This is a genomic window from Cupriavidus sp. SK-3, assembly GCF_000611145.1.
Lineage (GTDB): Bacteria > Pseudomonadota > Gammaproteobacteria > Burkholderiales > Burkholderiaceae > Cupriavidus.
In genome coordinates this window covers 1-4,803 of sequence record NZ_JFJV02000269.1, presented here as the reverse complement: position 1 = coordinate 4,803, position 4,803 = coordinate 1, and the positions used below count along the sequence as shown (strand labels likewise).

The 4,803-nt window shown below is 66.4% G+C and carries 3 protein-coding genes; 1 reads left to right on the top strand and 2 read right to left on the bottom strand.

Features of this window, described 5'->3' with window-relative positions; all coding sequences use genetic code 11:
* Positions 1–913, bottom strand: a 913-nt coding sequence (locus tag CF70_RS38405; RefSeq protein WP_035873841.1) for an aromatic amino acid lyase, incomplete at its 3' end; no start/stop codon positions are given.
* A gap of 2 nt (positions 914–915) precedes the next feature.
* Positions 916–2,601 carry a urocanate hydratase gene (hutU, locus tag CF70_RS29490; RefSeq protein WP_035873839.1) on the bottom strand — a complete coding sequence of 562 codons (1,686 nt, stop codon included), beginning with the start codon at positions 2,599–2,601 and terminating at the stop codon, positions 916–918.
* 361 nt (positions 2,602–2,962) lie between these two features.
* Here hutU and CF70_RS29485 point away from each other — a divergent pair, with 361 nt between their 5' ends.
* Positions 2,963–4,795, top strand: coding sequence for an ABC transporter ATP-binding protein (locus tag CF70_RS29485; protein ID WP_035873837.1), 1,833 nt, complete (start codon positions 2,963–2,965; stop codon positions 4,793–4,795).
* The last annotated feature ends 8 nt before the right edge of the window (positions 4,796–4,803 follow it).

Sequence of the window (4,803 nt, the reverse complement as noted above, 5' to 3'; positions counted from 1 at the left end):
CCAGGCCCTCGGCGGCCTGCCGCAATTGCGTCAGGCAAGCGCCCATCACCTGCGGCTGGCAGCGCAACGAGTAGGGGTCCTGCACCTTGTCGCACTGCGCATGCGAACGCGCCAGCTCGCTGGTATCGGTCAGCAGATCGCGATAGGTGGCGGCCGCATCGATCTGGCCGCGCTGGCCGCGCACCGCATGAATGCGTGCGTCGAAGGGAGCGCGCGAGCCGAGCATGGCCTCTACGCTGAGACTGCCGCACACCGTGGCGGCGGCGAACAGATCCTCGGCCTCGAACAGGCCGCGCAGCGCGTAGGCGGTCGATACCTGGGTGCCGTTGAGCAGGGCCAGGCCCTCCTTGGCGGCCAGGGTCAGCGGCTCGAGGCCGGCGCGGGCCAGGGCCTGGCGCGCAGGCAGCCATTCGCCCTGGTAGCGGGCGCGGCTTTCGCCCAGCAGCACCAGGGACATATGCGCCAGCGGCGCCAGGTCGCCGGAGGCGCCCACCGAGCCCTTGAGCGGGATATGCGGATAGACCTCGGCATTGACCAGAGCGATCAGCGCATCGATCACCTTGCGGCGGATGCCGGAGAAACCGCGCGCCAGGCTATTGATCTTGAGCAGCATGATCAGCCGCACCATGGCATCGTCGAGCGGTTCGCCCACGCCGGCGGCGTGCGACAGCACCAGCGAGCGCTGCAGGTTCTCCAGGTCTTCGCGGGCGATGCGCGTCTGCGCCAGCAAGCCGAAGCCGGTATTGATCCCGTAGGCGGTCCGGCCTTCGGCAACGATGTTCTCGACACAGGCCACGCTGGCGGCGATCGCCTCGGCGGCCTCGCTGTCCAGGCTCACGCGCAGCGGCTGCAGATAGGCCTGGCGCAGCTGCGCCAGGGTCAGTTGACCAGGTTTCAGGTTCAGCGCGTTCACGTTCAGGCTTCCTTCTTGTGGTTGAGCATCGGCAGGTTCAGGCCCTGCTCGCGGGCACAGTCGATGGCGATGTCATAGCCGGCATCGGCATGGCGCATCACGCCGGTGGCGGGATCGTTGTGCAGCACGCGGGCGATGCGAGCGGCGGCTTCGTCGGTGCCGTCGCACACGATCACCACGCCCGAATGCTGCGAGAAGCCCATGCCCACGCCGCCGCCGTGATGCAGCGAGACCCAGGTCGCGCCGCTGGCGGTATTGAGCAACGCGTTCAGCAGCGGCCAGTCGGACACCGCGTCGGAGCCATCCTTCATGCTTTCAGTTTCACGGTTGGGGCTGGCCACCGAGCCGGAATCGAGGTGGTCGCGGCCGATCACTACCGGTGCCGACAGTTCGCCACTGCGCACCATCTCGTTGAACGCCAGGCCAAGCTTGGCACGCAGGCCCAGGCCGACCCAGCAGATACGCGCCGGCAGGCCCTGGAAGCTGATGCGCTCGCGCGCCATGTCCAGCCAGCGGTGCAGGTGGGCATCGTCCGGGATCAGTTCCTTGACCTTGGCATCGGTCTTGTAGATGTCCTGCGGATCGCCCGACAGCGCGGCCCAGCGGAACGGGCCGATGCCGCGGCAGAACAGCGGGCGGATGTAGGCCGGCACGAAGCCCGGGAAATCGAAGGCGTTCGCCACGCCCTCTTCCTTGGCCATCTGGCGGATGTTGTTGCCGTAGTCGAAGGTGGGCACGCCCATCTTCTGGAAGTCCAGCATGGCCCGCACGTGCAGCGCCATCGATTGCTTGGCGGCCTTGACCACCGCGGCCGGGTCGGTCTGCGCGCGGTCGCGGTACTGGCCCCAGGTCCAGCCCACCGGCAGGTAGCCGTTGAGCGGGTCATGGGCGCTGGTCTGGTCGGTGACCATGTCCGGGCGCACGCCGCGGCGCACCAGCTCGGGCAGCACTTCGGCGGCGTTGGCGCACAGTGCGATGGAAACGGCGCGGCCTTCGGCGGTGTACCTGGCGATGCGCGCCAGCGCGTCATCGAGGTCGGTAGCCTGTTCGTCGACATAGCGCGTGCGCAGGCGGAAATCGATGCTGGCCTGCTGGCATTCGATGTTCAGCGAGCAGGCGCCGGCCAGCGTGGCGGCCAGCGGCTGCGCGCCGCCCATGCCGCCCAGGCCCGCGGTCAGCACCCAGCGGCCCTTGAGGTTGCCGTTGTAGTGCTGGCGGCCGGCTTCAACGAAGGTCTCGTAGGTGCCCTGGACGATGCCCTGGCTGCCGATATAGATCCAGCTGCCCGCGGTCATCTGGCCGTACATGGCCAGGCCCTTGGCATCCAGTTCGTTGAAGTGTTCCCAGGTGGCCCAGTGCGGCACCAGGTTGGAATTGGCGATCAGCACGCGCGGGGCATTGCTGTGGGTCTTGAACACGCCGACCGGCTTGCCGGACTGCACCAGCAGGGTCTCGTCGTCGTTCAGCGTCTTGAGCGTCTCGACGATCTTGTCATAGCACTCCCAGTTGCGCGCGGCACGGCCAATGCCGCCATACACCACCAGCTCCTTGGGATTCTCCGCCACTTCCGGGTCGAGATTGTTCATCAACATGCGCAGCGGCGCTTCGGTCTGCCAGCTCTTGGCATTCAGTTGGCTGCCGCGCGGGGCGCGGATCTCTACATCGCGAAAGCGGGAGGTATTGCTCACGGGGACTCCTTGGTGAATAAGGCTGGCTCGAACCGCTCTGTTCAGCCATGCTAGGTATGTATAGTGTTGTATAGACAAGTAGACGGAAATTGGGGTATTCCCGAAGGAAAGCCTCAGGCATGAACGAAAAGTGCCTTTGTAATTGCTTGAATGACGAGGGTGACGGAGCGTGCTTGCCGCTTCGAGCACGCCGCCAACTACCGCGGCATGGACGCTCCCCCCTGCCACAGGTACGGAAATCCCCGGTACGCAAGCGCGGTATCATGCTCCTGACCCGCCGCATGCCCATGGCATCGAAACGGCCCTTGCGAGCACGCCGGCGCCCCGGACGAGGCGGTCGCCGCAGAACCCCTGGACTCCCATGCTGATGCGTTTCCTGGAACGGCTGATCGACCCGTTCCGCGCCCTCCCCGACACCCAGCCGCCCGGCCAGATCTGGCGCTTCTACGCCTATTACCTGCGGGAGGTGTGGCCGGTCTTTGCGCTGCTTCTGGGCGTGGGGCTGGCTGGCGCGCTGATCGAAGTCTCGCTGTTCGGCTTTCTCGGCCGCCTGGTCGACCTGGCGCAAGCAACGCCGCCCGCCGACTTCTTCGCGCGCCACCGCGTCGAACTGGTGTGGATGGCGGTGGTGGCGCTGCTGCTGCGTCCGTTCTTCAACGGCCTGCACGACATCCTCGTGCACCAGGTCATCAACCCGAACCTGGGCAACCTGGTGCGCTGGCAGAACCACCGCTACGTGCTCAAGCAGAGCCTGTCGTTTTTCCAGAACGACTTTGCCGGGCGCATCGCGCAGCGCATCATGCAGACCGGCTTCTCGCTGCGCGATTCAGCGGTGCAGGCCGTGGATGCCATCTGGCATGTGTTGATCTACGCGGCCAGTTCCCTCTATCTGTTCGCGCAAGCCGACTGGCGCCTGATGATTCCGCTCGTGGCGTGGATCGTCTGCTACGTGAGCGCCATGCTGTACTTCACGCCACGCGTGAAGGCGCGCTCGGTAGCCGCCACCGGCGCGCGCTCGCGGCTGATGGGGCGCATCGTCGACGGCTATACCAATATCACCACGCTCAAGCTGTTCGCCCACACGCGCCATGAAGAAGACTACGCGCGCGAAGCCATGGCCGACCTGACCGACAAGGCGCGCCTGTCCGGCCGCATGGTCAGCGCCATGGATTTCACCGTGACCTCGCTCAATGGCCTGCTGATCGCCGGCACCACCGGGCTGGCGCTGTGGCTATGGAGCCAGGGCCACGTCAGCGTCGGCGCGATTGCGCTGTCGACCGGACTGGTGATCCGCATTGTCAGCATGTCGGGCTGGATCATGTGGGTGATCAGCGGCATCTTCGAGAATATCGGCCAGGTGCAGGATGGCCTGCAGACCATCGCCGTGCCACGCACGGTCGGCGATCGCGGCAACGCGCAGGCGCTGCGCGTCACGCGCGCAGAAGTGCGCTTCGAAGGCGTGGGCTTTCACTACGGCAAAGGCTCGGGCGTGATCGAGAACATCGATCTGGTGGTGCGCCCTGGCGAGAAGATCGGCCTGGTCGGCCCGTCCGGCTCCGGCAAGTCGACGCTGGTCAACCTGCTGCTGCGGCTGTACGACGTGGAGCGAGGACGCATCCTGATCGACGGCCAGGACATCGCCGGCGTCACGCAGGAAAGCCTGCGCGCGCAGATCGGCATGGTGACGCAGGATACGTCGCTGCTGCACCGCTCGATCCGCGACAACCTGCGCTACGGCCGGCCCGGCGCCAGCGAGGCCGAACTGCTTGCGGCAGCGGACGACGCGCATGCCGGCGAGTTCATTCCGCGTTTGCGCGATGCGCATGGGGCGACGGGACTGGATGCGCAGGTGGGCGAGCGCGGCGTGAAGCTATCGGGCGGGCAACGCCAGCGTATCGCGGTGGCGCGCGTGCTGCTGAAGAACGCTCCAATCCTGATCCTGGACGAAGCCACCTCGGCACTGGACTCCGAGGTGGAAGCTGCCATCCAGGAGAACCTGGAGACGCTGATGCAGGGCAAGACCGTGATCGCCATCGCGCACAGGCTCTCCACCATCGCGCGCATGGACCGGCTGGTGGTGCTGCAGGATGGGCGGATTGCCGAGAGCGGGACGCATGCGGAGTTGCTGATGCGTGGGGGGCTTTATGCACGGTTGTGGGCGCATCAGACTGGGGGGTTTGTGGGGGTGGAATAGGTGGGGTG

Bases quoted from the DNA above. Each gene is read 5' to 3' on its own strand.
- CF70_RS29485 (WP_035873837.1), top strand. From the start codon at position 2,963: ATGCTGATGCGTTTCCTGGAACGGCTGATCGACCCGTTCCGCGCCCTC.